This is a genomic window from Streptomyces sp. NPDC018045 (assembly GCF_044327445.1).
GTDB lineage: Bacteria > Actinomycetota > Actinomycetes > Streptomycetales > Streptomycetaceae > Streptomyces.
The window spans coordinates 462,132-485,848 of record NZ_JBIRFL010000006.1 but is presented as its reverse complement, the minus strand read 5'-3'; the positions used below and the strand labels follow the sequence as shown (position 1 = coordinate 485,848).

The following is a 23,717-nucleotide window of genomic DNA, read 5'->3' as shown; positions in this document are numbered from 1 at the left end:
GGGTCGGCCTCCTCGTCCCAGACCCAGTCGGGGTCGAGGCCCGCTCCCTTGCCCGCCACCGAACCACTCGGCGCCCACGTCCACAGGGACCGAGCCTGAGCGGGCGATGCCGCTGCGAGTACTCCGAGCGCTCCCAGCGCTCCTCCCGCGGTCAACAGTCCGCGTCTGCTGAGTTCGTCCATTGCTCTGATCCTCCTTGAGTCCTGGTGGTGCGCACGGTTGGGAGGGCGGGAGAGCCGTGCCCATGGTCCGGCGGGGGTACGTGGGGAAGGCCTGGGGGCGAGGGCCGTCCCGCGGGCCTGCCGCGAGCGGTTCGTATGGCGGCAGGGCGGGGGCGATTCGCTGCCGGGTCCGGGACCGTACGGTTGGGCCATGCGTCGTCATGCCCCATGGCTCGCTCGACGTCGGTGCGCGCATCGCGTACGCCGGCCGACTGCCGGTGCGACAACGTTGCACGCGGGTGCTGCCCCTCAGGTGGGCCGGTTGGTCTCGGGAATCTCGATGTGCGTTCCCCGGCCCTTGGTGAGGTGGAACAGGATGTACTGGCGGGCCGCCTCGTCGATCACCCAGGCCAGCGGCGGTACGAGCGGCAGCGGTATCAGCTTCTCGCGGAAGGCGACCAGCTTCGGCCATGCGGTCGCGATCGCCTTTTCCCAGTACGGCTCGTGGGGGATGCCGTCCCAGTCGGCGACCTGGTCACCGACCAGGTACCGGGCGAGTGCGTTGACCAGAGGGCGATCGACACCGCCGGGGCTGGTCTGCTCGGCGAGCTGACGCAGCAGGACGTCGGTCAGTTCGACCCCTTCGGCGGTGGGGGCGAGGACGGGGTCGAGGACCTGCCGGGACTGGGCCTCGGCCTCGTCCCAGGTGGCGGGGGTGTACTCGTCGCGGATACCGAGCAGGTGAGCGGTCACCTGCCACAGGTGGAGGTAGCCCGTCGACTCGGCCGCCGTGATGGGTATCTTCCACTCCAGCATCTTCCGCATGGCGTAGGTGGGCAGACTGTGCCAGGTGACCAGCATGTCCGCCTGGCTGATGGGGATCGTCTGGCCGCCGCTGGTCTGGGACCAGGCCGGAGACCGCGGCAGCAGATGCCGTACGGCCGCGTGGACCAGGCGGGTCTTGACGGCCTGCACGATGACATCGCCGTCGGGCCGGTACGCGTTCAGGGCTCCGACGGCGAATCCCAGCAGACTCGTCTTGGCGACCCGGTCCTCCATGTCGGCGCCGCCCTTGGAGTGGTAGACGGCACGCGCTTCACGGGGAATGGCGGTGCTCAGCATGCCGCCGCCCACACCGTTGAGGAGGTTGAGGTAGATGCCCCTGGACTTGTTGAACCCGGCCGCGGTCTCCAGCTTGCGCCGGTCCGCCCAGGGCGGCAGTTGGCGTGCCTTCTCCATGAAGTCGCGCAGGTCCGCGGGGAGTCCGGGCGGCAGGGGCTGGTTGTTGCGGGTCCATTTCCGCAGTGCCTCGTTGACCTTGGGCACGTCGCCGCGTTGGATCACTGCGGCGAGCACCGGGTCGGCCTCCTCGTCCCAGACCCAGTCGGGGTCGAGGCCCGCTCCCTTGCCCGCCACCGAACCACTCGGCGCCCACGTCCACAGGGACCGAGCGCGGGCCGGTGACGCCAGACTCAGCGCCCCGAACGCCCCCAGAGCCCCACTCGCGCCCAGCACCCTGCGCCTGCTGAGTCCGTCCATCGCTTCGAACTCCTCTTCACGTCCGGTGGCCCCGCTGCCTCGGTTGGTACGATGAAACACCCGCTGCATCCTTGTTTCACCAGGGGAGCACACACGCGACGTGAACGCCAGGGGCTTCACGGAATCAGGGAGGCGATCGTGGAACCCGTCCTGTCGGCCCTCATGGGGCCAGCCGGCGCTCCGTCGGTGCTGGAGGTTGCTTTCACCGAGGCCGTCGAGGGTGCGGAGGGGGGCGACGAGGTGTCGGCGCGGCTGCTCGACGCCGCCTACGAGCAGTTCTGCCGCATGGGCATCAAGCGCTCGACCATGACGGACGTGGCGCGGCTGGCCGGTGTCTCCCGGATTACCGCCTACCGCCGGTTCGCCACCAAGGACCAGTTGGTCGAGCAGGTCGTACGGCGCGAGTTCCGGCGATACTTCGATCGCTTCATCGAGGACATCCGGGACGCCGAGACCATCGCCGACCGGGTCGTCCTGGGCTTCGCGACATCGTTGCGGACCATCCGCGACAACCGCCTCATCGGCGGTCTCCTGGCCGCCGAACCGGACGCCGTCGTGCCGTCCATGACCAGTGACGGGGGCCGCACACTGAGCGTGGTGCAGCAGTTCGTCGCCTCGCGACTGCGCCAGGAGCAGCGTGCCGGCACCATCGCCGCCCACGTGGAGGTGGACCTGGTGGCCGAGATGATGGTCCGTGTCTCCGCGTCCTTCCTGGTGATCCCCAGCCATGTGATCGACCTCGACGACGATGAGCAGGTGCGTACGGTGGCCCGGCGGTTTCTCGTACCGATGCTCGAACCGCCGCATCCACCTCACTCGTGACGGTCGCCCCTCCCCGGGCCCGGGTGTGGCGACGCGGCTCGTCGATCGGGTCCGGCACCCACCACTGGACCGGCTTGCCCGGTGCAGTGGTGGGTGCCGTGGAGGCATGCCTCGGTCACTGTCATGGGGACCAGTGAGAATCTTTATTGGCTATACGTCAACAGTGCCCAATACGGGCCATGGCGCTTGGGGCGCAGGCGAGTTGGGCAGCGGGGGCGGGCTCAGCGGCCACACCACACCACTCGCCGCGGCACCTATTGACCTGGAGCCAAGAGCGGTTCACTGTGGGGGCCGCTCAGGAATCCACTCACGGTTCGCGAGGAAGGGAGCCCGCCGTGGCCCCAGCAGAGCGGCTGCACGCGTCCGTCCAAGGGCTGACGATCGCCTCACTACTGCGCCGTAATGCCCGGCATCACGCTGACCGTCCGGCGCTGACCACGGGCATCGGTCCGGACGCCGGGACACTGTCCTGGGCGCAGCTCCGTGCGGAGGTGGCCGCGCTCACTCGCGGCCTTACAGCTCTCGGACTGAACCGGGGCGATCGCATGCTCATGGCGATGTCCGCGCGCGCGGAGCACTGGATCGCCGACTTGGCCGCCATTCATGTCGGTGCCCTGGCCTGCAGCACGTACGACACGCTGAGCACCGACCAGATCGGTGCCGTGGCCCGGCACAGCGCGGCTACCGTCCTCGTCCTGGAGGGCGAGGAGCAGGTGCGGCGCTGGCGGCCGGTACTGGACGGCCTGCCGAACCTGCGCGCCGTCGTCGTCCTCGACTGGGATGCCGCGCCCGCCGGCGACCCGCGTTTCGTCAGCTACACGGCCGTGCGCGGCGCGGCACCACCCGACGGCGCCCGGTTCGAGGAGCTGACGGATGCCGTCACCACCGACCAGCCGCTGACCCTCACCTACACCTCCGGCACCACCGGCGCCCCCAAGGGCGTGGTGCTGTCCCACCGCAACGTGATCCACGAATGCCTGATGCAGGACCAGCTCGTGACGCTCCCGGACCACCCGCGGTCGGTCGCGTACCTGCCACTGGCCCACGTGGCCGAGCGGGTCCTCGGCATCTACATGCCCATCTGCAACGCGGGCCACGTCACGATCTGTCCGCGGCCCGACCAACTCCTGCCCACACTCCTCGCGGTGCGCCCGCACGGCTTCTTCGGGGTGCCCCGGGTGTGGGAGAAACTCGCCGCCGGCCTGCGGGCGAGGCTCGCGGCACTGCCCGAAGACCAGGCCGCGGCCATGGCGCAGGCCCGGAAGACGGCTCTGGAGGTGTACCGGCTCCGCTCCGACGGCAAGGACATCCCGGCGGAACTGGCCGAGCCGCTGGCACAACTCGACGCGCACGTATTGCGTCCCCTCCGGGCCGCCGTCGGACTCGACGCATGCCGCCGGGTCTTCAGCGGCGCGGCACCGATCCCGACCGGCGTCCTGGAGTTCCTGGCCGGCGTGGGACTGCCGGTGTACGAGGTGTGGGGCCTGAGCGAGACCACCGGCGCCGCAACCGTCAGCACCCCTGAGGCGTTCGCGCTCGGCTCGGTCGGCCGGCCGGGGCCGGACATCGAGGTCAAGGAAGCCGACGACGGTGAATTGCTCGTCAGGGGACCGGTCGTGTTCCCCGGCTACCTGCAGGACGACGGCCGCATCGAGCCTGCGACCGACGCGGAAGGCTGGCTGCCCACCGGGGACATCGGGAGGGTCGATTCGCGGGGCCTCGTCACCGTCACCGACCGCAAGAAGGAGATCATCATCACCGACGGCGGGAAGAACATCGCTCCCACCAAGATCGAATCCCTGCTGCGGGCGCACCCCCTGGTCGCCCACGCCGTCGCCATCGGGGACCGGCGGCGCTACGTCACCGCCCTCCTGGTACTGGACGAAGACGGGGCCCCGCTGTGGGCGCGGGCGAACGGCATCACCGACGCCGCCGGCCTGGACGCGCTGGCCCGTCACCCGAAGGTGCTCGCTGCCCTCGACCAGGCCGTCGCCGAGGCGAACACGCTGCTCTCTCGCGCGGAGCAGGTCAAGAAGCACCGCGTCCTGGCGGGCCCGTGGACCGCCGAGACCGGTGAGCTGACACCGAAGCTGAGCCTTCGCCGCCGTGCCATAGACGCGGCGCACGCCGACACCATCGCGTCGATGTACACCTAGGCCCTGTCGTCGAGCTCCCGCCTGCCCCGCGACTCCCCAGCTACCGCTGGGGCGACCCCCAGCACGTACGTTCTCCCCCACGCCTGAACGGCGCGGGGGATCCCCACCGTTGTCGGGATCGTCCACGTAGACCCACTTCGAGGACGATCCTCCGCCGTGCGATCGGCTCGGCTTCCGGAGGACAGACGCAAAGAGCCGAGACGTAGCGAAGCGGAGTGCACCGGACACCGCGAGGCCTGCCCTCCGGGCCAGCGGCGGGAGGGTGACGACCGGGCCCGGGCCCGGTGGCCCGCCGCGATCACGGAAGGACGACCACCACATGCGCGTTCAGCGCCAAGCCCCGCGCCGCCGGATGGAGCCGAACGCCCGGCGGGCCGAGATTCTCGGTGTCGCACGGAGGCTGTTCGGGGCCAAGAGCTACAGCACGGTGTCCATCGCGGACATCGCGGCCGAGGCCGGCGTGGCCCGTGCCCTGATCAGCCACTATTTCGGCGGGAAGCGGCAGCTATACCTGGAGGTGGTCCGGCAGATGATGGTCGTGCCGGCGTCCGTCTCCGCGCGGCTGCCTCCGACCACCGCGGAGGAACGGGTGTCGATCTGCGTCGACCGGTGGCTCGAAGTCGTGGAGAGCAACCGCGAGATGTGGCTGTCGGCGATCGGCCTGGAAGCACTCGGCAACGATCCCGAAATCGACCGGATCATGCTCGAAGCCGACGAGATCGCCACCGATCGGGTCCTTGCGGCCGCCATGATGGCCGACGTCACCGACAGCCGGGAAAAACTCCGGGCGATGATCCGCGCGCACAGCAGCATGCTGAAGGCCGCCTCCCGCGAATGGCTGGTACGCGGCACCCTCAGCCGCAGCGACCTGCACGTCATGCTCACACGTACCGTGCTCCACCTGGTCGACACCGTATTTCCCGCCGTGCGGGACAAGTGACAACGCCGTCACTGCCCTTGCCGAGGAGGGAATTCCATGCCACGAGTCCTGCCGGACGAGCGCCGCGACCTGGCCAAGGCAATCGCCGACTTCTGCCGCCGCGAATGCGGGACCAAGGAACAGCGCGACAAGCTGACCGCCAACGGACAGGAACAGCACCACCAGAAGCTGTACGAGAAAATGGCAGAGCTGGGCTGGCTCGGCATCGCGATCCCGGAGGAATGCGGAGGCGCCGGACAAGGGATGACCGACCTCTGCCTGTTCCTTCAGAAGACCTCGTACGGGCCGGCGCCCACCAGCGGCTTCGGCACCTGTAGATCCGGGGCATCGACACCATGGGCGGCAAGGACGTGAACGACCTCTACTTCACCGACTGCTTCGTACCCGACTCCGCGGTCGTCGGCGTGCCCGGACAAGGCCGCGTGTTCGCCCGCGAAGCATCCATGGCCAAGCTCAAGTGCACCGAACTCGCCAAGCACGTCACCCTGGACGGCATGCAGATGATGGGCGGCTACGGGTACGCCACGGAATACGGAAGGGAAGCCCTGCTCCGTGAGACCGTCGTCTCCACGGTGTACGGCGGAACGAGCGAGATCCAGCGGGACATCATCGGCAAGACGTGGGGGCTGTAGGGGAGCGCGGTGCCGCCCTCACTCAGGCGACACTCTTGGCGCTCGTCGAGGAGAGGCGCCGTTCGCGGGCCGTCGGCGGGTCACGTCCTCGCTCGGGAGGGGCATTCTCCGTAGGTGCGGCCCCGGGGCGGCAGGCCGCCTGGGGAGACGAGGGCCGTGGCCGATGGCCTGTCCCTGATGAAGGGCAATTCCTCGGGACACCGGCATCGGTGGCCCACCTGGAAGTGAGCAGCCGAGCCCCCTGCTGTGGTGTGCCGATGTCAGCAATCAAGCATTTCCAAGTCACCTTCGACTGCGCGGAACCCCATCGCGTCGCTCTCTTTTGGTGCGAGGTGTCGGGGGTACGTCGTACCGCCGCCGGAGGGATTCGCTACGTGGGCCCACCCCCGGAAGAACGCCGGTCGGCACGGCAAACGCACGCGGCGCGAACTCTCTTTCCGTGGCCGGCGAGCAAGCCGCGTATTCCGATGAGCGGTTACGAGCGCCACGGGTTCCGGCATGAGGCGTCACGAGTTCCGGGCGGCCACACCCCCCGAGGCGCCCAACGGCCACACGCTGACTGCCATACCCATGCACCCCGATCCCACCGATCCTGCACATGACCGGTGCGAGCCCGCGGCACAACGGGGGACGAACCCAAAACTGTTCCTCGCTGTTTCTTCACCACCCGTTGCAGGTCCTGGGGGTCGGAGCCTGCCGTGCGCGGCCTGGCGGATCCGGGTGGGGTGGATCAGATGAGGTCGGGGCCGCGGCCACGTACGGGACTGGTCGTTTCGAGGGTGCCGGCCAGGTGCAGGAGGGTGGCTTCGTCGTACCAGCGGCTGACGAGCTGTACGCCGACCGGCAGGCCGGCGTGCGTGGTGCCGAACGGCAGGGCCAGCGCGGGCAGCCCGGTGAGATTGAAGGGAACGGTTGCCCGCATGATGCCGCGTGCCGCCACGGTCACACCGCCCGCCTCGAAGGTGCTTTGGGCGTGCGGTGGGGCGGGGATGGGGCATACGGGGCACAGCAGCGCGTCGTAGCGTTCGAAGTAGGCGCTGAACATCGCGCGAAGCCGTCGGACCTCCTGCTGCGCCGCGATCTGGTCGGCCGCTTCCACTTCCGGTGCGGCGAGCACGCGCTGCATGACGGTGCCCAGTTGGGCGGTGCGCCCGCCGACGGCACGGCGGAAGTACGGCACGATCTCGCCGGTGAAGAGCACCGCGCTCAGCAGGGTCGCGTCAAGGTCTTCCAGGCCGGCGGGCGCGGCCGGTTCCACGGCGCAGCCCAGGTCGCGCAATGCGTCGGCCGCGGCCGCCACGACGGCGGTCACCTGCCCGTCCACCGGGCCGAAGGCAGGCGAACTGGCCCAGCCCACCCGCAGTCCCGCGAGGCCTTGTGGCGTGCCGGTCGGGGCCGGCCGGGGAGGCGGTGTGGTGCGCCGGAGGTGACCGTCGATGCCATCGGGGCCGGCGAGCACCGTGAAGGCGGCGGCGATGTCGCGCACGCTGCGGGCCATGGGGCCCACATGCCAGTACCGGCGGGGCACTTCGGGCCAGTGGCCGGTGATGGGGACGTGGCCCCGGGTCGCTTTGAGCGCCACGATGCCGGTGTCATGAGCCGGGCCCCGCACCGAGATGGCGATGTCGCTGCCCAGCCCGAGCGGGGACATCGCCGCGGCGATCGCGGCGGACTCACCGCCGCTCGATCCGCCCGGCGTCCGGGCGGGGTCCCAGGGGTTGCGGGTGATGCCGACCAGCGGGTTGTCCGTCTCGGTCCAGTACGAGAACTCCGGCAGGTTGGTCTTGGCCAACGGGATGCCCCCGGCGGCCCGAAGCCGCGCCACCGCGGTCGCGTCCGCGTCCGCGACATGATCCTTGAACAGGACCGAGCCGCGGGTGCTCACCGCACCGGCCACGTCCAGCGAGTCCTTGACGGTGAACGGCACGCCGTGGAACGGCCCGAGGACCTCACCGGCGGCCACGGCCGCGTCCGCTGCTTCTGCCGCGGCGAGCGCCTGGTCGGCGAGTACCGTCACCATGGCGTTGACCTCCGGGTTGACGGCCTCGATCCGGCGCAGGTGCGCCTCGGCCACCTCGGCGGCGGACACCTGCCGGCTGCCGATCAGCTCGGCCAGCCCGGTCGCGTCCCACGTGCGGAGCTCGTTCTCGTCCATGGCTCCTCCTGGGGTGTCTTGCGTCGGCCGGGCGGGGCCGACCATCCGGCGGAATCCAGCCGACCTTACCGGGCAGCCTTGGCCGGCACGGCCGCCGCCCTTCCGCAGGAAGCCCCGCCCTCCCCCGGGCAGGCAGCGGAAAGGGCCCGAGGCCCGCGGCCGAAGCCCGCCCGGCCGGGCCATGCCCTCCCCACCGGAAGACCTCGGCGACCGGGACGCCGTGCTGATCGTGGTCGACACCGGCCCGGATTCAGGCGAGACGGCGTTCACGGCTCTGTACTATTCCTGGGCCAATGTGCCCGGTGTGGACGGCACCGCGCTCACGGTCCCGGCCTGCGGCCACATCGCCGGCGTCTGGGCCCGCACCGACGCCGAGCGCGGCGTCTTCAAAGTTGTGGGCCACGCTCCGCCACAGCATCATCGGTTTCCCCACCGGTGACCAGTTGGTGGGGAGCTGACTGACCGCCACAGACCACGGTCAGTGACCGACTTGCGGGCTGTGTGACTCGACCTGAATGGCAGACTCTTCGACTATGGCGGACAGCGGACTGTGGGTCGGCACCCTCACCGCGTTGACCGCGCTCGGAGCCGGCTACCTCACCGCGCGGGCGACCTTGCGCGCAGCGCTGGCCCAAGCCCGGACAACCACACGGGCGGAGGCCCTCCGTGAGCAGCGGGACCGGCGCCGGGCCGCCTATCGGGAGATGATGAGCTGCGCGCACGCGTTCTCAGCGGTCACGTGGCAGATCGATGACGTCGACGCGGCGCGCGACCGTCAGAGCAAGGATCGCCTCCTGACGCAGATGTACGAGCGCATCGGCCCGGCCATCGGGGACATGAACAGGGCCATGCATGAGGTCCGGCTCGACGGCCCTGCCGAGGTCGCCGCCGCGGCGGATCGCGTACGGAATACGGCCCGTCGCGTGCAACCCCTGCTCAAGGCACTCATCGGGGACGACGGTTCCGAGCGACGGGACGAATACGACGCTGCCTACCGGAATTTCCGGGAAGCCTACGTCACCTTCATCGGCCTGGCGCGGGAAGCGCTGGAGGTCAAGACTGAGGGCGGATAGCCCCCTCCTCCGCCGATCGGATGTGCGCGAGCCGAGCGAATCTCTGTCTGCCGCCAGTGCCGGCGCTGAGCGTGCGGAGGCCCAGAAGATGGAACGTTCGGTACGTACGCGGAGTGACACCGTAACTGGCCGTACGTGGGGCCGAAGTGGCCGCTGTCACCCAGATGGCGATGTCCAAGTCTCGCCTCTCCTGGCACGTTCGGACTGAGCTTTGGCCTGGGTGAGGCGAGGGGAGTGGGTGTGCGGTCGCGATGAGGTTGCCGCCGAAGGCCCGGTTTCCGCATCGGCAGGTAGCCGCGTCGGCGCAGTTCCTCCACTACGTGCTGCTTCAGCTTGCGCACGTCGGCTGTCGTCAGGTCGTCCGGCGCGGAGACCGCGGCGACTTGGACCGCTTCCTCGATGCCCCGTTGGAACACCTCCGGGTCGACCGAGCAGGGTGCCCCGTGCTCGGGTGACGTCGTGACCACGGGCGTCCCACTTGCCCCGGCGAGAACGTCCCGGCAGGCGCCGGGAACCCAGCCGAGCACGGGTTCGACCTTCCCGTACGTGGTGTCCCGGACGGGCCGGGCCAGCACCCCCGACCGCCCCGGCCACTCGTCGCGCCCCGTGGGGGCCTGGCATCCGACGTGTGTGACCCTTTCGGGGAAGGTGTCACAACAAGTCGGGTGCACTCTCCTGAACGGAATCCTCGGATGCCGGGTGATCCGGACCGCCGGCCGGGGCGGCGGCGTGCAGTGCCGCTTCGACTCGGCGGTTGCTGGTCATGGATGCCGTGACGGCCGTCATCGCCAGGAGAAGGACGGCGGCGGCGTAGAGCGGGGTACGGATGTCGTAGGTGGTGGCCAGCCAGCCGCCGAGGAAGGCCCCGAGGGGGGCGGCGCACATGGCCAGCATGCGGGAGGTGGAGGCGACCCGGCCCATGAGGTGGGGCGGGACGATCGCCTGCCGGAGGGAGGGGCCGAGCACCATCGTGGCGCCCATGCCGGCCCCGCAGACGGCGAGCGCCAGCCCGGCCACGTACGGGTTCGGGGCAGCGGCCAGGCCCAGGATGGCAAGCCCTTCGACGGCGGCTGTGCAGGTCAGTGCGGTGCCGGTGCCGAGTCTTCGGCCAAGGTAGGAGGCGATGCCCGCACCGAGCAGGCCCCCGGTGGCCTCCGCGGTGAGGAGCAGGCCGAAGCCGTAGGTGTCGATGCCGAGGCGGTCGTGCACGAAGAGGGCGAGGACGGTCTCCACAGCGAGGAAGGCGACGTTCCCGACCGCCGGGCGGAGCGCGAGCCCGAGCAGCAACCGGTCCCGGAAGACGTACGAGGCCCCGGCCCGCGCCTGCCGAAGCAGCGACTCGCGGACCTCTGGCGCGGGCCGGGGCATGCCGGGAAGCGACCGTACGAGCAGTGCGGAAAGCAGGTGAACCCACCATCGTGACCGGCCTGGACACTACGTTCGCCTGGGTGGGAGGTAGGCGATGCCGTGGGCGCCCTGCACATGCGCGGGGTCGCCGGGGTCGATGTCCAGGCGCCGCATGTGGGCGCCGGTGGCGAGGTCGACGATGTCGAGCGTTCCGTCGCGCAGGTTCGCGACGAACGCACGCGAGCTGTCGGGGGTGGTGCGGATGGTGAGCGGCACCTTGCCGACCTCGGTGGTGAAGCGGTGGCTGAGCACGCCGGGCTCGGTGCCTGGCTGGAAGACCTTGAGCAGGCCGCCGGCGGGAACGCCGGGTGCGCTGAAGCGGACGAGGCCGGTCAGGACCCGGCCGTCGGCTGTGACGTGCACCGGTGAGGCGGGGTGGTCCAGGGGCACCGTGTGCACGACCAGGTCGTGCGCGGTCTCGACCGCCTTCAGACAGGCCGGGTGCTGGTCGCCGTCCCCGCCGGTGTAGTTGACCATCGCGGCGGCCACGTAGACGAAGCGCCCGTCCGGGGAGAGGGCCAGTTCCTCCGTCCCGTACGGCATCGGGATCTGCCGGATGAGCTGTCCGCGTTCCAGTTCGATGACGGAGACGAACGGTGCCTCCTTGCCGGTGGTGTACGCCTTGGTCCCGTCCGGGGTGACGACAACCCAGTGGGGGCCCCTGGTGCCGACCTCGATCCGGCGGACCGGTTTGCGGGTGGCGGTGTCGATCCCGACGAGCGCGCCGCCACCGGCCGGACCGGCCTCGACGGTGACGTACAGGAGGCCGCCCCGGTGGTCCAGGGCGAGACCGTGCGGGGCCTGTTCGGGGTCGAGGGCGATGACGTCGACCAGGTCGCGGCGGTACGGGTCGATGACGGAGATCTCGTGAGCCTTGGTGCCGGGGGCGGTGTAGACGCCGGAGCGGTAGGTGTGCGAGACGTACAGCAGACCGCGTTCGGGGTCGGCGGCGATCTCGTGCGGCTGCGCGGCCACGGACAGGTCGCCGAGCGGCTCGTAGGTGTGGCCGTCGAAGAACCGCAGGGCCTGTCCGGTGGACGTCACCACCGCCAGCACCGGACGCCGGGGCGCGGCGGCACTCACTGGTTCTCCCCGGGGAAGTCGGCGCGGCGGAGGAACTCGATGACCTCGCCGTCCAGGCCGTAGACAAAGGCCATGCGGATCGTGACGTCGGGGCTTCCGTTCAGGCCGGTCTGGCGCAGGTCGGCGGGGGCCTGCATCTCGCGGGCGCCGTGCTGGAGGGCGTGGGCGTATGCCTTGTCCACGTCATCGGTGCGCAGGCAGATGTGCAGCAGCGCGTTGTGCGCGGCCCGCTGCTCATCCGTGGGAGCCGGGGCGGCGTGCGCGTGCCGGTCGGGGCCGCCGGGGACGGTGTCGGCCGGGGCGAACAGCTCCAGGAACGTGCCGTTGCCGGAGTCGAGGAACGCCGAGCGGGACACCACGCCGGGGGAGGTCCATTCGTAGGCGACGGTGAAGCCGAGCGCCTCACGGTAGAAGCGGACGGTGGCTTCGAAGTCGTGGGCGCGGATCGCGAAGTGGTCGAAGCCCCAGTGCAGGCGGGAGGTGCTCATGGCGGGGGTGGTTCCTTCCGGGGTTCGTTTCGGTGCGCCCTCCACGCTAGAAACACTCCGGACATAGGGCAAAGACGAAAACTCACACGAACCCATAGGCTCGACCTATGTCAGCGACTCTTCGGCAACTCGAATACCTCCTGGCCGTCGTCGAGACCGGCTCCATCACCGAGGCCGCCGCCCACCTGCACATCAGCCAGCCCACCCTGTCCCAGCAGCTCAAGGCCCTGGAAAAAACCGTCGGTACCCCGCTGCTCGAGCGCACCCCGCGCGGCGCCCACCTCACCCCCGCAGGCCGCGCGTTCCTGCCCGGTGCCCGTCACGCCCTCGCGGGAGCCGACCGCGCCACGGGGGCCGCACGGGCCGTCGCCGGAATGGTCCACGGCCAGTTGCACCTGGCCACGGTCCTGTCCGTCGCGATCGGCGTGGTCCCCTCCGTCCTGGCCGCCTGGCACAGGACACACCCACACGTCGATGTCGTCCTGCACGAGTACGGCGACCTCGACTCGTTCGCCGCGTCCCTCACCGGCGCCACCGCCGACGTCGCCCTCGGCCCCCTGCCCGACGGCTGGGACGGACCCCACTGCCCGCTGGGCGCCGAGGAGTTCGTGGCCATCGTCCCGCCCGGCGACCGGCTGGCCGGACGCCGCACCGTCCGCCTCACCGAATTCGCCGACCGCCGCTGGGTGCTGTACGGACCGTCACACGGCCTGTCCGCAGTCGTCAGCCAACTGTGCGCCGAGGCCGCCTTCACCCCGAGCGCCGCGATCCGCAGCACCCAGACCGCCGCCCTCCCCCGTCTCGTCGCCGCCGGGCTGGGCGTTGCCGTCGTTCCCGCCAACATCCTCACCCCCGACTTCCCCGGCACGGTGCTACGCCTGAACCCGCGCTACCGGCGCCCCTTGGATGTGTTTTCCCGCCCCGCCCCGCACCCGCTCATCAGCGAGTTCCTGACCATCGCCCAACACAGCGCGCGCCTGCACCCCGAGCACCTGGCAGAACCGCTCACCTGACACAGCCGCCGGCATCCCCGACATGGCGCCAGCGGTCGTCCCCCACGCGCCCGGCGCGGACTGCACAGTAGCGCCGGCTTCTTCCGGGTCGCACTGCTCTACCCCCCAGAGGCGGGGCCGGGGCGGTGCCTTCGTGCAGGAGATGGCCGCGGGGCAGCCGCGTATGGGGTGCGAGCCGGCTGCCACTGAGTTCCGCTCCCGGCTCAGAGCGTCTTGACCGTGCCGCCGTCGATGACGTGGTCGGCGCCCGTGATGTTGCCGGCGCGGCGTTCGATCAGGCTGGGCAGGGCAGCGCGGCTGGTGCGGACCGCGCTGAGCAGGTTGAGGTCGAAGATCCGGGTCCATTGGTTGTCGTCGGTGTCGAGGAAGCCGACGGGGTGCACGTCGTCCCCTGCGCCGACGTTGTTCACCAGCAGGTCGATACCGCCCAGCTCGGCGAAGGCGCTGTCCATGAGGGTGGTGATGCCTTCCGCGGTGCTCAGGTCGGCCGACACCGCGTGCGCGCCCGTTTCCTTCAGCTCGGGTGTGATCGTGCGGGCGACGCCGACGACCCGGACGCCTTCGTCCATGAGGGTCCTGACGGTGGCCAGTCCGATCCCTCGGCTGGCACCCGTGACGACAGCCGTCCTGGAGGTGAGCTTGAGGTCCACGACGCTCCTTTTTCTTGAACTTGAAGTACAAAATATGGGCAGCAAACACTTCCGGCAGGGCGCGTGCCGCGTTCCGGTCAGAGAGAATCGAGCGTCGCGTCGATCACGCGCGTGAGCCGATCCGGACCTTCTGAGACGCGCGCCATGAGCCGCAGCCCCACGACCGTGTTGAGGAGCAGGCTCCCCAAGGCCGCGGGATCGCGCTCGGACGGGATCTCCCCCGAGCGCTGCCCTTCCTCGATCAGCGCGCGGAAGGCCGCCTCGGTGCGGTCGAACATGCGCTGGACGAGTTCGGTCGCCGGCTCATCGACTCCGGCACGTTCCGCCGCCGTATTCACAGCCAGGCAACCCCGACGACTCGGATCGGCGAGGTCCGTCTCGGCGAGAAACGCCAGCGCCCTGCGCAGACGCGCCTTGACCGGGCCGGACTCCTCCAGCATCTCGATCAGAGCGAGGGCCTGACTGTCGCGATAGCGCCGGAGTGCCCGCTCGAACAGGGCGTGCTTGCTGCCGAAGGTGTTGTAGAGACTGCCCTTGCCGATACCGAGTGCCTCGACGAGATCTTGCGGGGTGGTTCCGGCGTACCCCTTCTGCCAGAACACCTCCATGGCCTGCTCGACGGCGACGTCCGGATCGAACTGCTTGGGCCTTCCCATGACCCCGACGCTAACATCATTTTTGACCTTGAGGTCAAGATTTGCCATCGGGACGCTGCGGAAACACCCCTCCGAGGCCCTCGTCATCCGAACCGCTCACGCCTACCAACAACCAACAACGCACCAGGTCACCCCCCGGGTGCACCAACAAGCGGGGTGGCGGGGGAGAGGTCGCCGAGTTCATGGGGTCGTGGTGCTGTGTCGGGTGCCGGCTGATGCGTGAGTCGGGTCCTGTCGGACCGCTCGGGCCCGGCCTCGCGGATCACCCGCGGGCCGGACAAATGTGGCAAAGTTGCGAGCATGGCTGACCGGGGCGCGAAGCGGCCGACCGTGTCGGTGCCGGACGACTGGCCCGCTCATCCGGACCTGACGCTGGCCCTCAACGGCATGGGCGGCTTCGACTGGGACCTCGACAGCGGCCGTATGCACATGGACGGATCCGCTCTGGAGGTCTTCGACCTGCCGCCGGAGGAGTACGACTCCGACCCGGCCACCCTGGCCTGCCGTCTGCCGCCCGACGAGGCGGCCCGCCTGGACAGCGTCGTCTCCCGGGCGCTGAGGGACGGCAGCGACTCCTACGGTGCCTACTTCCGCGTCCGGCTGCGGGACGGCACGGTGCGCTGGACCCACACCCAGGCCAGTATCCGCCGGGACGCGACCGGCAAGCCGCACCGCGTCATCGGCATCGTCCGGGACGCCGGCCAGGAGTACGCCCAGGCGGCGGAGCGGGCCCAGGCGCACGCGCGCAAGCTGCGCAACACCGGCCTCGTCGAGCGGACCACGGCGGCGCTGGCGCACGCCAGGACCGTCCGCGACGTGATCGGCGTGCTCGGCGACGACCAGGCCCTGACCCGGCTGGGCGCGCAGAACGTCATCGTCGGCCTGGTCGAGGCGGGCCGCATCCGGGTGATCCACGAAGGGCTGGAGGGCAGCTTCGTACCGCAGCACGAGGTGCTGCGGATCGAGGAGGAGTTCCCGATGAGCGAGGCGGTGCGCACCCTCCAGCCGTGTTTCATCCGCTCCCGCGCCGAGTTCGCCGAGCGCTACCCGGCGCTCTGGCCGCACCTCGAACGGATGGACTTCGGCTCCGCCGCGTATCTGCCGCTCATCGCGCAGGCCCGGCCGATCGGTGTGGTGGGGCTGTTCTACCGCTCGGAGAACCCGTTCGGCGTACAGGAGCGCAACCTGCTGCTGGCGCTCGGCTCCAGCGTCGCGCAGAGCCTGGCCCGCGCCATGCTCTACGACCAGGAGCACGACCTCGCCGAGGGGCTCCAGCAGGCCATGCTGCCGCGCCGCATTCCCGGCATCCCGGGCGCCCAGATCGCCGTTCGCTACCGTGCCGCCCGGATCGGCCGGGACATCGGCGGTGACTGGTACGACGTGATCCCGCTGCCCGAAGGCCGGGTCGCCGCGGTCATCGGCGACGTCCAGGGGCACGACACCCACGCCGCGACCGTCATGGGCCAACTGCGCATCGTGCTGCGCGCCTACGCCGCCGAGGGGCACCCGCCCGCCACCGTCATGGCCCGCGCCTCCGCCTTCCTCGGCGAACTGGACACCGACCGCTTCGCCACCTGCACGTACGCGGACGCCGACCTGGCCACCGGGACGGTACGGCTGGTGCGCGCCGGGCACATGGACCCGCTGCTGCGGCACGCCGAGGGCCTGTGCCGGCGGCTGGAGGTGGCCGGCGGCCTCCCGCTGGGCATAGCCACCGGCTTCCGCGACCTGGACTACCCCGTCACCACCGCCCACCTGGGCATCGGGGAGACCCTGGTGCTGTACACCGACGGGCTGGTGGAGCAGCCGGGCGTCGACATCGAGGACGGCGTACGGCACCTGGCCAGAGTGGTGCGCGACGGCCCGCAGGACGTCCAGCAACTGGCCGACCGGCTCTGCGACCTGGCCGCCGAGCAGAGCGGCGAGGACGACATGGCGATGCTGATCCTGCGGCGCGGCGGGGAGCCCGCCGCGCCGGCCGCCGGGCGGCTCCAGCAGCACGTCGCGCCCGACGACGCCCGGGGCCTGTCCGCCGCCCGCCACATGATCCGCGCCGCGGTACGGGCCTGGGGCGCCCGGGAGCGCGCCGAAGAGATCGAACTGGCCGCCGACGAGCTGATCACCAACGCGCTGCTGCACACCGACGGCGCGGCGGTGGTGACCGTACGGATGCCGCACGGCACCGACCGGCGGCTGCGGCTGGAGGTGGCCGACCGCTCCAGCGCGCTGCCGCGGCGCCGCGATGCCGACGAGTCCGCGATGTCGGGCCGCGGACTGCTCCTGGTGGAGAGGCTGTCGGATGTCTGGGGTGTGGAGCCGCGTGGCAACGGAAAGTGCGTATGGTGCGAGTTCGACTGTCCGTGACGGCAGGTCCGGCCCCCAGGGGCGGGACGGCCGTGCCCCGCTGACCGGCGGGGCCCATGGAACAACCGGCCCTCCATGGGGGCGCCGTGGCGCGGGCAGCGGGCAGGGGCACAGTTCGATCGGCCGCCGCGTGAGCGGCCTGGCGGAATGGGGACACGCGCTATGGAACCGGGGCCTGCGCAGCAGTGGGGCGACGCCCGCCGGACGGCGGCACGGCTGGACGCGGAGCATGTCCGCGCCATCGCCCTGACCTGGGTGGACAACGCGGGCATCGCCCGTACCAAGACCGTGCCGACGGCCCGGCTGGCGCCCGCCGTACAGCGCGGCGTCGGCATGTCACCGGTCTTCGACGTCTTCACCTCGGACGACGCGATCACCGCGTCCGCCCACCTGGGCGGGCCCGACGGAGACCTGCGGCTCTTCCCCGACTTGGAGCGGGTCACCGTGCTCGCCGCGCAGCCCGGCTGGGCCTGGGCGCCGGTCGACCGCTACGACCAGCTCGGCACGCCGCACCCCGGCTGCCAGCGGCGGTTCGCCCGCCGCATGGTGGACCGCGCCGCCGACGCCGGGCTGGTCCTGCGGATGGGCTTCGAGACGGAATGGGTGGTCACCCGCGCGCCGGGGGCCGACGGCGGCGGGCGCCCCGGCGGGCCGGCGGGCGCCCGCGAGGCCCTGGAGTACCCCTGCGCGGGCCCCGCCTACAGCATGACCCGGGTCGTGGAACTCTCCGACTACCTCCGGGACGTGGCCGAGGCGCTGGCCCTCCAGGACATCGACGTCCTCCAGATCCACCCCGAGTACGCGCCGGGACAGTTCGAGGTGTCCACCGCGTCGGCCGACCCGTTGCGCGCCGCCGACGACCTGATCCTCGTCCGCGAGACCGTACGGGCCGTCTCGCAGCGGCACGGCCTGCGGGCCAGCTTCGCGCCCTCGGTCGTCGCCGGCCAGGTCGGCAACGGCTGCCACCTCCACCTCAGCCTGCACCGCGGCGAACGCAGCCTGCACCGGGCGCCGGACGCCGAATGGGGCCTGGACCCCGACGCCGTACGGTTCCTCGGCGGCGTCCTGGAGGCGATGCCCGCCCTGCTCGCCGTCGGCTGCCCCTCGCCCGCGAGCTACCTGCGGCTGGGGCCGTCCGTGTGGGCCGGGGCCTACCGGTGCTGGGGCGTGGAGAACCGGGAGGCCGCGCTGCGGCTGGTCACCGGCGCCCCCGGTGACCCGGACGGCGGCCACGCCGAGATCAAGCCCTTCGACGCCGCCGCCAACCCGTACCTGGCGGTCGGCGCGGTGATCGCCGCCGGGCTGCACGGCCTGTCCACCGGCGCCGAACTGCCCCCGCCGGTCTCCGGCGACCCGGGGGTCCTGGGCGTCCGCGAGCGTGCCCGGCGCGGCATCGTCCGGCTGCCCTCCTCGCTGACCGAGGCCACCGACCGGCTGGCGGAGTCGACGGTGCTGCGGGAGGCGATGGGTGAGGTGCTGTACGGCGCCGTGGTCGCCGTACGCCGGGCCGAGGCGGCGCACTTCGCCGACAGCGAGCCCGACGAGATCGCCGCGGCGACCCGCTGGAGGTACTGATGGCCACGCCCCTCCCCGGCGACGACCCGGCCCTGGACCTGCCGCCGCTGGTCGACCAGCACTGCCACGGCGTGCTGCGCGGCGACCTGTCGGCCGCCGAGTTCGAGTCGTACCTGACCGAGTCGGACCGGCCCGCCGCCGCGGGCACCACCTTCTTCGACACCCAGACGGGCTTCGCCGTCCGCCGCTGGTGCCCGCCGCTGCTCGGCCTCGCGCCGCACTGCCCGCCCGGCGAGTACCTCGCCCGGCGGCGCGAACTGGGCGCGGCCGAGGTCCGGCGCCTGCTGCTGGGCGGCACCGGCATCGGCACGTACCTGGTGGACACCGGCCTGCCCGGCGACCTCACCGGGGCGCACGAGACGGCCGAGGCGGGCGGCGGCACCGGACACGAGATCGTCCGCCTGGAGACGCTGGCGGAACGGGTCGCGACAGGCGCACGGGCGGCGGGGGAGGCGGCGGGCGCGGCCGCCGAGGTGTTCGCGGCCGGGCTCTCCGACGCCGTACGGGACGCGGCCCGCACGGCCGCGGGCTTCAAGTCCGTCGCCGCCTATCGCCACGGGCTGGCCCTCGCCCCCGAACCGCCGCGGGAGGGCGAGGTGCTGGCCGCCGCCCGCGCCTGGCTCGCCACCGGCACCCGCCGGCTGACCGACCCCGTCCTGCTGCGCCACCTGCTGTGGCTCGCCACCGGCACCGGCCGCCCCCTGCAACTGCACACCGGCTTCGGCGACCCCGACCTGCGCCTGCACCACGCCGACCCGGCCCTGCTCACCGACTTCGCCCACGCCACCGCGGGCACCGGCACCGACCTGGTCCTGCTGCACTGCTACCCGTACCACCGCCAGGCCGCCTACCTGGCCCACGCCTTCCCGCACGTCCACGCCGACGTCGGCCTGGCCCTGGGGCACACCGGGCCGCGCGCGGCGGCCGTGCTGGCCGGGTTCCTGGAACTGGCCCCCTTCGGCAAACTCCTGTTCTCCACCGACGCCTACGGCCTGCCGGAGCTGTACACCGTCGGCAGCGCCGCCTTCCGTACGGCACTGGCGGAGGTGCTGACCGGCTGGGTCCGCTCGGGCGCCTGGTCGGCGCCGGACGCCGGCCGTGTCGCGGCGCTGATCGCGGCCGGCAACGCCCGCCGGGTCTACGGGCTTTCGGGCGGCCGACGGCCCCCCGGAGCAGCGTCCTGATCACGCCACCCCGGTAAGTGGTACGACCACCGATCGTGCTTTACTGCCCCGTGCCTCCTGCCATATCCGACCCCACGTCCCGCCCCCCGCTGTACGCCCGCGTCTTCGCCGACATCACCCCGCTGCGCACCTCCGCGCACTACCGCCGTCTGTGGTGCGGCAACACCGTCTCCTGGGTCGGCCAGCAGATGACCGCCCTCGCGGTCTCCCTCCAGGTGTACGCGCTGACCGGCTCCACCTTCGCGGTCGGCGTGGTCGGCCTGTGCTCCCTGGTCCCGCTGGTCGTCTTCGGGCTGTACGGCGGCGTCATCGCCGACACCGTCGACCGGCGCAAACTCGGCCTGTTCAGCGCGGTGGGCGCCACCGTGCTCTCCGTCGCGCTGGCCACCGCCGCGCTCCTGGACGTACGGCAGGTCTGGGTGCTCTACACGGTCGTCGCCCTCCAGGCGGTCTGCTTCGCGATGAACGCGCCGGCCCGCTCGTCGATGATCCCGCGCCTGCTGCCGCCCGAGCAGTTGCCCGCCGCCAACGCCCTCAGCTCGCTCACCAGCAACCTCGGGATGATGGGCGGCCCGATGCTCGGCGGCGTCTTCGTCGGCCTGTGGGGCTACCAGGCCGCCTACCTGATCGACGTCGGCTGCTTCACGGCCGCGCTGTACGCCATGTGGCGGCTGCCCGCCATGCGCCCCGACCACGACGACGACGGGCAGGCGCCGCGCCGGCCTTCCGTCCTGGAAGGGCTGCGCTTCCTGGCCACCCGGCCCAACCTGCGGATGACCTTCTTCGCCGACCTGGCGGCCATGGTGCTCGCCCAGCCCCGCGCGCTGTTCCCCGCCGTCGCCGTGCTCTGGTTCGGCGGCGACGCGAAGACGGTGGGGCTGCTCGTCGCGGCGCCCGCGGTCGGCGCGGTGCTCGGCGCGCTGTTCTCCGGGTGGCTCGGCGCGGTACGCCGGCACGGCCTGGCGATTCTCGTCTCGGTCGCCGCCTGGGGAGCGGCCGTCGCCTGCTTCGGCCTCACCCGCCACCTGTGGCTCGGCCTGTTCTTCCTCGCCGTCGCCGGCTGCGCCGACACCGTCTCGATGGTCTTCCGCGGCACCATGCTCCAGGCTGCCGCGCCGGACCGGATGCGCGGCCGCCTCCAGGGCGTGTTCATCGTCGTGGTCGCGGGCGGCCCCCGGCTCGGCGACTTCCTGGCCGGCTCGGCGGCCGACCTCGCCTCACCGGCCGTGGCGGTCGTCGGCGGGGGGCTCGCCTGTGTCGTGACGGTGCTGCTCCTGGCCCTGTGGCGGCGTGACTTCGCCCATTACGACGCCCGCGACCCGCGGCCCTGACGGGCGGGACCGGGGCGCGGACGGCCGCGCCCCGGACGGGCCCCCGCTACCGCCCGTCGCCCGGCCAGCTCCACTCCTCGACCTCCGGCAGGTCCGTGCCGTGCGCCCGGATCCAGGCGTGGTGGCGCTGCCGTACGTCCGCCATCGCCTGCCGTACCCCGGCGGCCCGTACGGCCAGCCCCGGCACCCGGTCGATGACGTCCATCACCAGTCGGTAGCGGTCCAGGTCGTTGGTGACCACCATGTCGAACGGCGTGGTCGTGGTGCCCATCTCCTTGTAGCCGCGCACGTGCAGGTTGGGGTGGACGGCCCGGCGGTAGGTGAGCCGGTGCACCAGCCACGGGTAGCCGTGGTACGCGAAGACCACCGGCACGTCGTGCGGCAGCAGCGCCTCGAACTCCCGGTCCGTCATGCCGTGCGGATGCTCCTCGTGGGGCTGCAGCCGGGTCATGTCGACGACGTTGACGACCCGTACGGCCAGCCCCGGCAGGTGGGTGCGCAGCAGGGACGCGGCGGCCAGCGTCTCCTGCGTCGGCACGTCACCCGCGCAGGCGAGCACCACGTCGGGGCGGGCGCCGGGCTGCTCGGTGCCCGCCCACTCCCAGATCCCGGCGCCGCGCGCGCAGTGCGACCGCGCCTGCTCGAAGTCCAGCCAGTCGAAGCACGGCTGCTTGCCCGCCACCACCACGTTGACCACGTCGCGGGTGCGCAGCACGTGGTCGGCCACGCACAGCAGGCTGTTGGCGTCCGGCGGGAGGTAGACCCGTACGGTGTGCGGATCCTTGTTGAGGATGTGGTCGACGAAGCCGGGGTCCTGGTGCGAGAAGCCGTTGTGGTCCTGGCGCCAGACGTGCGAGGTCAGCAGGTAGTTCAGGCCCGCGACGGAGCGCCGCCAGGGGATGTCGCGGGCCGACTGGAGCCATTTGACGTGCTGTGAGGCCATGCTCGACACGATGTGCGCGAACGCCTCGTACGAGGAGAACAGGCCGTGCCGGCCGGAGAGCACGTAGCCTTCCAGCCAGCCCTGGCACAGGTGCTCCGAGAGCACCTCCATCACGCGTCCGTGCCGTCCCAGATGCTCGTCGGTGGGTTCGGTTCTGGCCTGCCACGCCTTGTCGGTGGCGTCGTACACGTCCTGGAGGCGGTTGGAGGCCGTCTCGTCCGGGCCGAACAGCCGGAAGTCGCGGCTCCCGGCGGTCCGCTCCATCAGGTCGCGGAGCAGGCCGCCGAGGACGCGGGTCGGTTCGTGCATCCGGGTGCCGGGCCGGTCGACGGGCACCGCGTACTGCCCGGGGTCGGGCAGCGGCAGCGTACGCACGAGGCGGCCGCCGTTGGCGTGCGGGGAGGAGCCGAGCCGCCGGTCGCCGTGCGGCACGCAGGCCAGCACCCGCTCCACCGGCCGCCCCTCGCCGTCGAACAGCTCGTCCGGCGCGTACGACCGCAGCCAGCCTTCGAGCTGGCGCAGGTGGTCCGGGTTGTCCCGGACGCCGGAGAGCGGGACCTGGTGGGCGCGCCAGGTGCCCTCGACGGGCGCGCCGTCCACCTCGGCGGGCCCGGTCCAGCCCTTGGGGGTGCGCAGCACGATCATCGGCCAGCGGGGCCGGGACCGCTCTCCCGTGCCGCGGGCGGCGCGCTGGGCCCGGTGGATGCGGTGCAGCGCGGTGTCCATGGCGGCGGCCATGTCCCGGTGCACCTGCGCGGGGTCGGAGCCGGTGACGTACAGCGGCTCGTGTCCGTAGCCGCGCAGCAGCGCGTCCAGCTCGTCGTCGTCCAGCCGGGCGAGGACCGTCGGGTTGGCGATCTTGTAGCCGTTCAGGTGCAGGACCGGCAGGACGGCGCCGTCGTGCGCCGGGTCCAGGAACTTGTTGGCGTGCCAGGACGCGGCCAGCGGCCCGGTCTCCGCCTCGCCGTCCCCGATCACGCAGGTCACCAGCAGATCCGGGTTGTCCAGTGCGGCGCCGTAGGCGTGTGCGAGGGAGTAGCCCAGCTCGCCGCCCTCGTGGAACGAGCCCGGCACGTTCGGCGCCGCGTGGCTCGGCACCCCGCCGGGGAACGAGAACTGCGCGAACAGCCGGGCCATTCCGGCCGCGTCCCGCCCGACGTCCGGGTTCAGCTCCCCGTAGGTCCCCTCCAGCCAGGCCCCGGCGAAGACCGAGGGCCCGCCGTGCCCCGGGCCCCACACGCACACCGTTTCCTGCCCGTGGGTACTGATGACCCGGTTGACGTGGGTGTAGACGAGGTTGAGGCCGGGGCAGGTGCCCCAGTGGCCGAGCAGTCGCGGCTTGATGTGCTCGGGGCGCAGTTCCTCGGTGAGCAGCGGGTTGCCGGTCAGGTAGATCTGGCCGGCGGCGAGGTAGTTCAGCGCTCGCCAGTGGGCGTCGAGATCGAGCAGGTCGCTCTCGGTCAGCGGGGTCGGCGACTCCATCGGGGCCCTCCGTCGGGAAAGGTGATCAGGGAGCGCCTCTCCACCGTACGGGTCGTCATGCAC

The 23,717-nt window shown here is 71.7% G+C and carries 16 protein-coding genes and 5 pseudogenes; 12 read left to right on the top strand and 9 right to left on the bottom strand.

Annotated elements, in window-relative coordinates; all coding sequences use genetic code 11:
* Both ACH4EB_RS18015 and ACH4EB_RS18010 read right to left on the bottom strand, forming a co-directional pair.
* Positions 1 to 182, bottom strand: a pseudogene (locus tag ACH4EB_RS18015) (DUF2236 domain-containing protein); the annotation flags it as partial.
* A gap of 288 nt (positions 183 to 470) precedes the next feature.
* Positions 471 to 1,700, bottom strand: coding sequence for an oxygenase MpaB family protein (locus tag ACH4EB_RS18010; RefSeq protein WP_398348484.1), 1,230 nt, complete (start codon positions 1,698 to 1,700; stop codon positions 471 to 473).
* Positions 1,701 to 1,838: 138 nt separating this feature from the next.
* Between ACH4EB_RS18010 and ACH4EB_RS18005 the strand changes: the two genes are divergently transcribed.
* The 5 genes and pseudogenes from ACH4EB_RS18005 to ACH4EB_RS17985 all read left to right on the top strand — a co-directional run.
* Entirely contained in the window at positions 1,839 to 2,522 is a 684-nt protein-coding gene (locus ACH4EB_RS18005; RefSeq protein WP_398348483.1) for a TetR/AcrR family transcriptional regulator, read from the top strand.
* 335 nt (positions 2,523 to 2,857) lie between these two features.
* A complete protein-coding gene (locus tag ACH4EB_RS18000; protein ID WP_398348482.1) occupies positions 2,858 to 4,678 on the top strand; it encodes an AMP-dependent synthetase/ligase in 1,821 nt (606 codons plus the stop codon).
* A 319-nt stretch (positions 4,679 to 4,997) separates the two neighbouring features.
* On the top strand, positions 4,998 to 5,618 hold the full coding sequence (locus ACH4EB_RS17995; RefSeq protein WP_398348481.1) for a TetR/AcrR family transcriptional regulator: 621 nt from the start codon (positions 4,998 to 5,000) through the stop codon (positions 5,616 to 5,618).
* Between the two features lie 36 nt (positions 5,619 to 5,654).
* A pseudogene (locus tag ACH4EB_RS17990) lies at positions 5,655 to 6,250 on the top strand (acyl-CoA dehydrogenase family protein).
* Between the two features lie 257 nt (positions 6,251 to 6,507).
* Positions 6,508 to 6,628 (top strand): annotated as a pseudogene (locus tag ACH4EB_RS17985) (VOC family protein); the annotation flags it as partial.
* Positions 6,629 to 6,980: 352 nt separating this feature from the next.
* On the opposite strand, the gene ACH4EB_RS17980 reads toward ACH4EB_RS17985, so the two are convergent.
* Positions 6,981 to 8,405: an amidase gene (locus ACH4EB_RS17980; protein WP_398348480.1), complete on the bottom strand. Its 1,425-nt coding sequence runs from the start codon at positions 8,403 to 8,405 to the stop codon at positions 6,981 to 6,983.
* Positions 8,406 to 8,625: 220 nt separating this feature from the next.
* On the opposite strand from ACH4EB_RS17980, the gene ACH4EB_RS17975 reads away from it, so the two are divergent.
* Both ACH4EB_RS17975 and ACH4EB_RS17970 read left to right on the top strand, forming a co-directional pair.
* Positions 8,626 to 8,844 carry a hypothetical protein gene (locus ACH4EB_RS17975; protein WP_398348479.1) on the top strand — a complete coding sequence of 73 codons (219 nt, stop codon included), beginning with the start codon at positions 8,626 to 8,628 and terminating at the stop codon, positions 8,842 to 8,844.
* A gap of 94 nt (positions 8,845 to 8,938) precedes the next feature.
* A complete protein-coding gene (locus tag ACH4EB_RS17970) occupies positions 8,939 to 9,478 on the top strand; it encodes a hypothetical protein (RefSeq protein ID WP_398348478.1) in 540 nt (179 codons plus the stop codon).
* Positions 9,479 to 10,129: 651 nt separating this feature from the next.
* Here the strand turns inward: ACH4EB_RS17970 and ACH4EB_RS17965 are convergent.
* The 3 genes and pseudogenes from ACH4EB_RS17965 to ACH4EB_RS17955 form a co-directional block, all read right to left on the bottom strand.
* A pseudogene (locus ACH4EB_RS17965) lies at positions 10,130 to 10,879 on the bottom strand (MFS transporter); the annotation flags it as partial.
* 33 nt (positions 10,880 to 10,912) lie between these two features.
* The gene (locus ACH4EB_RS17960; RefSeq protein ID WP_398348477.1) at positions 10,913 to 11,968 is read right to left on the bottom strand and encodes a YncE family protein; all 1,056 of its coding nucleotides are present in this window, start codon (positions 11,966 to 11,968) and stop codon (positions 10,913 to 10,915) included.
* Positions 11,965 to 12,456 (bottom strand): VOC family protein, encoded by a 492-nt coding sequence (locus ACH4EB_RS17955; RefSeq protein ID WP_398348476.1) that lies wholly within the window; start codon positions 12,454 to 12,456, stop codon positions 11,965 to 11,967. The genes ACH4EB_RS17960 and ACH4EB_RS17955 overlap by 4 nt, the downstream gene beginning before the upstream one ends.
* 107 nt (positions 12,457 to 12,563) lie before the next feature.
* Between ACH4EB_RS17955 and ACH4EB_RS17950 the strand changes: the two genes are divergently transcribed.
* A complete protein-coding gene (locus ACH4EB_RS17950; protein ID WP_398348475.1) occupies positions 12,564 to 13,469 on the top strand; it encodes a LysR family transcriptional regulator in 906 nt (301 codons plus the stop codon).
* 233 nt (positions 13,470 to 13,702) lie between these two features.
* Here the strand turns inward: ACH4EB_RS17950 and ACH4EB_RS17945 are convergent.
* Positions 13,703 to 14,119 (bottom strand): annotated as a pseudogene (locus ACH4EB_RS17945) (SDR family NAD(P)-dependent oxidoreductase); the annotation flags it as partial.
* A 77-nt stretch (positions 14,120 to 14,196) separates the two neighbouring features.
* Positions 14,197 to 14,775 carry a TetR/AcrR family transcriptional regulator gene (locus ACH4EB_RS17940; protein ID WP_398348474.1) on the bottom strand — a complete coding sequence of 193 codons (579 nt, stop codon included), beginning with the start codon at positions 14,773 to 14,775 and terminating at the stop codon, positions 14,197 to 14,199.
* A gap of 300 nt (positions 14,776 to 15,075) precedes the next feature.
* Between ACH4EB_RS17940 and ACH4EB_RS17935 the strand changes: the two genes are divergently transcribed.
* The 4 genes from ACH4EB_RS17935 to ACH4EB_RS17920 all read left to right on the top strand — a co-directional run bounded on the left by ACH4EB_RS17935 (position 15,076) and on the right by ACH4EB_RS17920 (position 21,229).
* Positions 15,076 to 17,139, top strand: a complete 2,064-nt coding sequence (locus tag ACH4EB_RS17935) for a SpoIIE family protein phosphatase (protein ID WP_398348473.1) — start codon at positions 15,076 to 15,078, stop codon at positions 17,137 to 17,139.
* Positions 17,140 to 17,301: 162 nt separating this feature from the next.
* On the top strand, positions 17,302 to 18,714 hold the full coding sequence (locus ACH4EB_RS17930) for a glutamine synthetase family protein (protein ID WP_398348472.1): 1,413 nt from the start codon (positions 17,302 to 17,304) through the stop codon (positions 18,712 to 18,714).
* Positions 18,714 to 19,898 (top strand): amidohydrolase family protein, encoded by a 1,185-nt coding sequence (locus ACH4EB_RS17925; protein ID WP_398348471.1) that lies wholly within the window; start codon positions 18,714 to 18,716, stop codon positions 19,896 to 19,898. Before ACH4EB_RS17930 ends, ACH4EB_RS17925 begins: the two co-directional genes overlap by 1 nt.
* Positions 19,899 to 19,948: 50 nt before the next feature.
* Positions 19,949 to 21,229, top strand: a complete 1,281-nt coding sequence (locus tag ACH4EB_RS17920) for an MFS transporter (RefSeq protein WP_398348470.1) — start codon at positions 19,949 to 19,951, stop codon at positions 21,227 to 21,229.
* A gap of 46 nt (positions 21,230 to 21,275) precedes the next feature.
* Here ACH4EB_RS17920 and ACH4EB_RS17915 read toward each other — a convergent pair whose 3' ends face one another.
* The gene (locus tag ACH4EB_RS17915; protein ID WP_398348469.1) at positions 21,276 to 23,654 is read right to left on the bottom strand and encodes a phosphoketolase; all 2,379 of its coding nucleotides are present in this window, start codon (positions 23,652 to 23,654) and stop codon (positions 21,276 to 21,278) included.
* Between the last annotated feature and the right edge of the window lie 63 nt (positions 23,655 to 23,717).

What these genes read in the sequence shown, in the direction of transcription:
- ACH4EB_RS18010 (WP_398348484.1), bottom strand. Translation starts at nt 1,700, where the DNA reads ATGGACGGACTCAGCAGGCGCAGGGTGCTGGGCGCGAGTGGGGCTCTG.
- ACH4EB_RS17995 (WP_398348481.1), top strand. Translation starts at nt 4,998, where the DNA reads ATGCGCGTTCAGCGCCAAGCCCCGCGCCGCCGGATGGAGCCGAACGCC.
- ACH4EB_RS17980 (WP_398348480.1), bottom strand. Translation starts at nt 8,405, where the DNA reads ATGGACGAGAACGAGCTCCGCACGTGGGACGCGACCGGGCTGGCCGAG.
- ACH4EB_RS17970 (WP_398348478.1), top strand. Translation starts at nt 8,939, where the DNA reads ATGGCGGACAGCGGACTGTGGGTCGGCACCCTCACCGCGTTGACCGCG.
- ACH4EB_RS17955 (WP_398348476.1), bottom strand. Translation starts at nt 12,456, where the DNA reads ATGAGCACCTCCCGCCTGCACTGGGGCTTCGACCACTTCGCGATCCGC.
- ACH4EB_RS17950 (WP_398348475.1), top strand. Translation starts at nt 12,564, where the DNA reads ATGTCAGCGACTCTTCGGCAACTCGAATACCTCCTGGCCGTCGTCGAG.
- ACH4EB_RS17940 (WP_398348474.1), bottom strand. Translation starts at nt 14,775, where the DNA reads ATGGGAAGGCCCAAGCAGTTCGATCCGGACGTCGCCGTCGAGCAGGCC.
- ACH4EB_RS17935 (WP_398348473.1), top strand. Translation starts at nt 15,076, where the DNA reads ATGGCTGACCGGGGCGCGAAGCGGCCGACCGTGTCGGTGCCGGACGAC.
- ACH4EB_RS17930 (WP_398348472.1), top strand. Translation starts at nt 17,302, where the DNA reads ATGGAACCGGGGCCTGCGCAGCAGTGGGGCGACGCCCGCCGGACGGCG.
- ACH4EB_RS17925 (WP_398348471.1), top strand. Translation starts at nt 18,714, where the DNA reads ATGGCCACGCCCCTCCCCGGCGACGACCCGGCCCTGGACCTGCCGCCG.
- ACH4EB_RS17915 (WP_398348469.1), bottom strand. Translation starts at nt 23,654, where the DNA reads ATGGAGTCGCCGACCCCGCTGACCGAGAGCGACCTGCTCGATCTCGAC.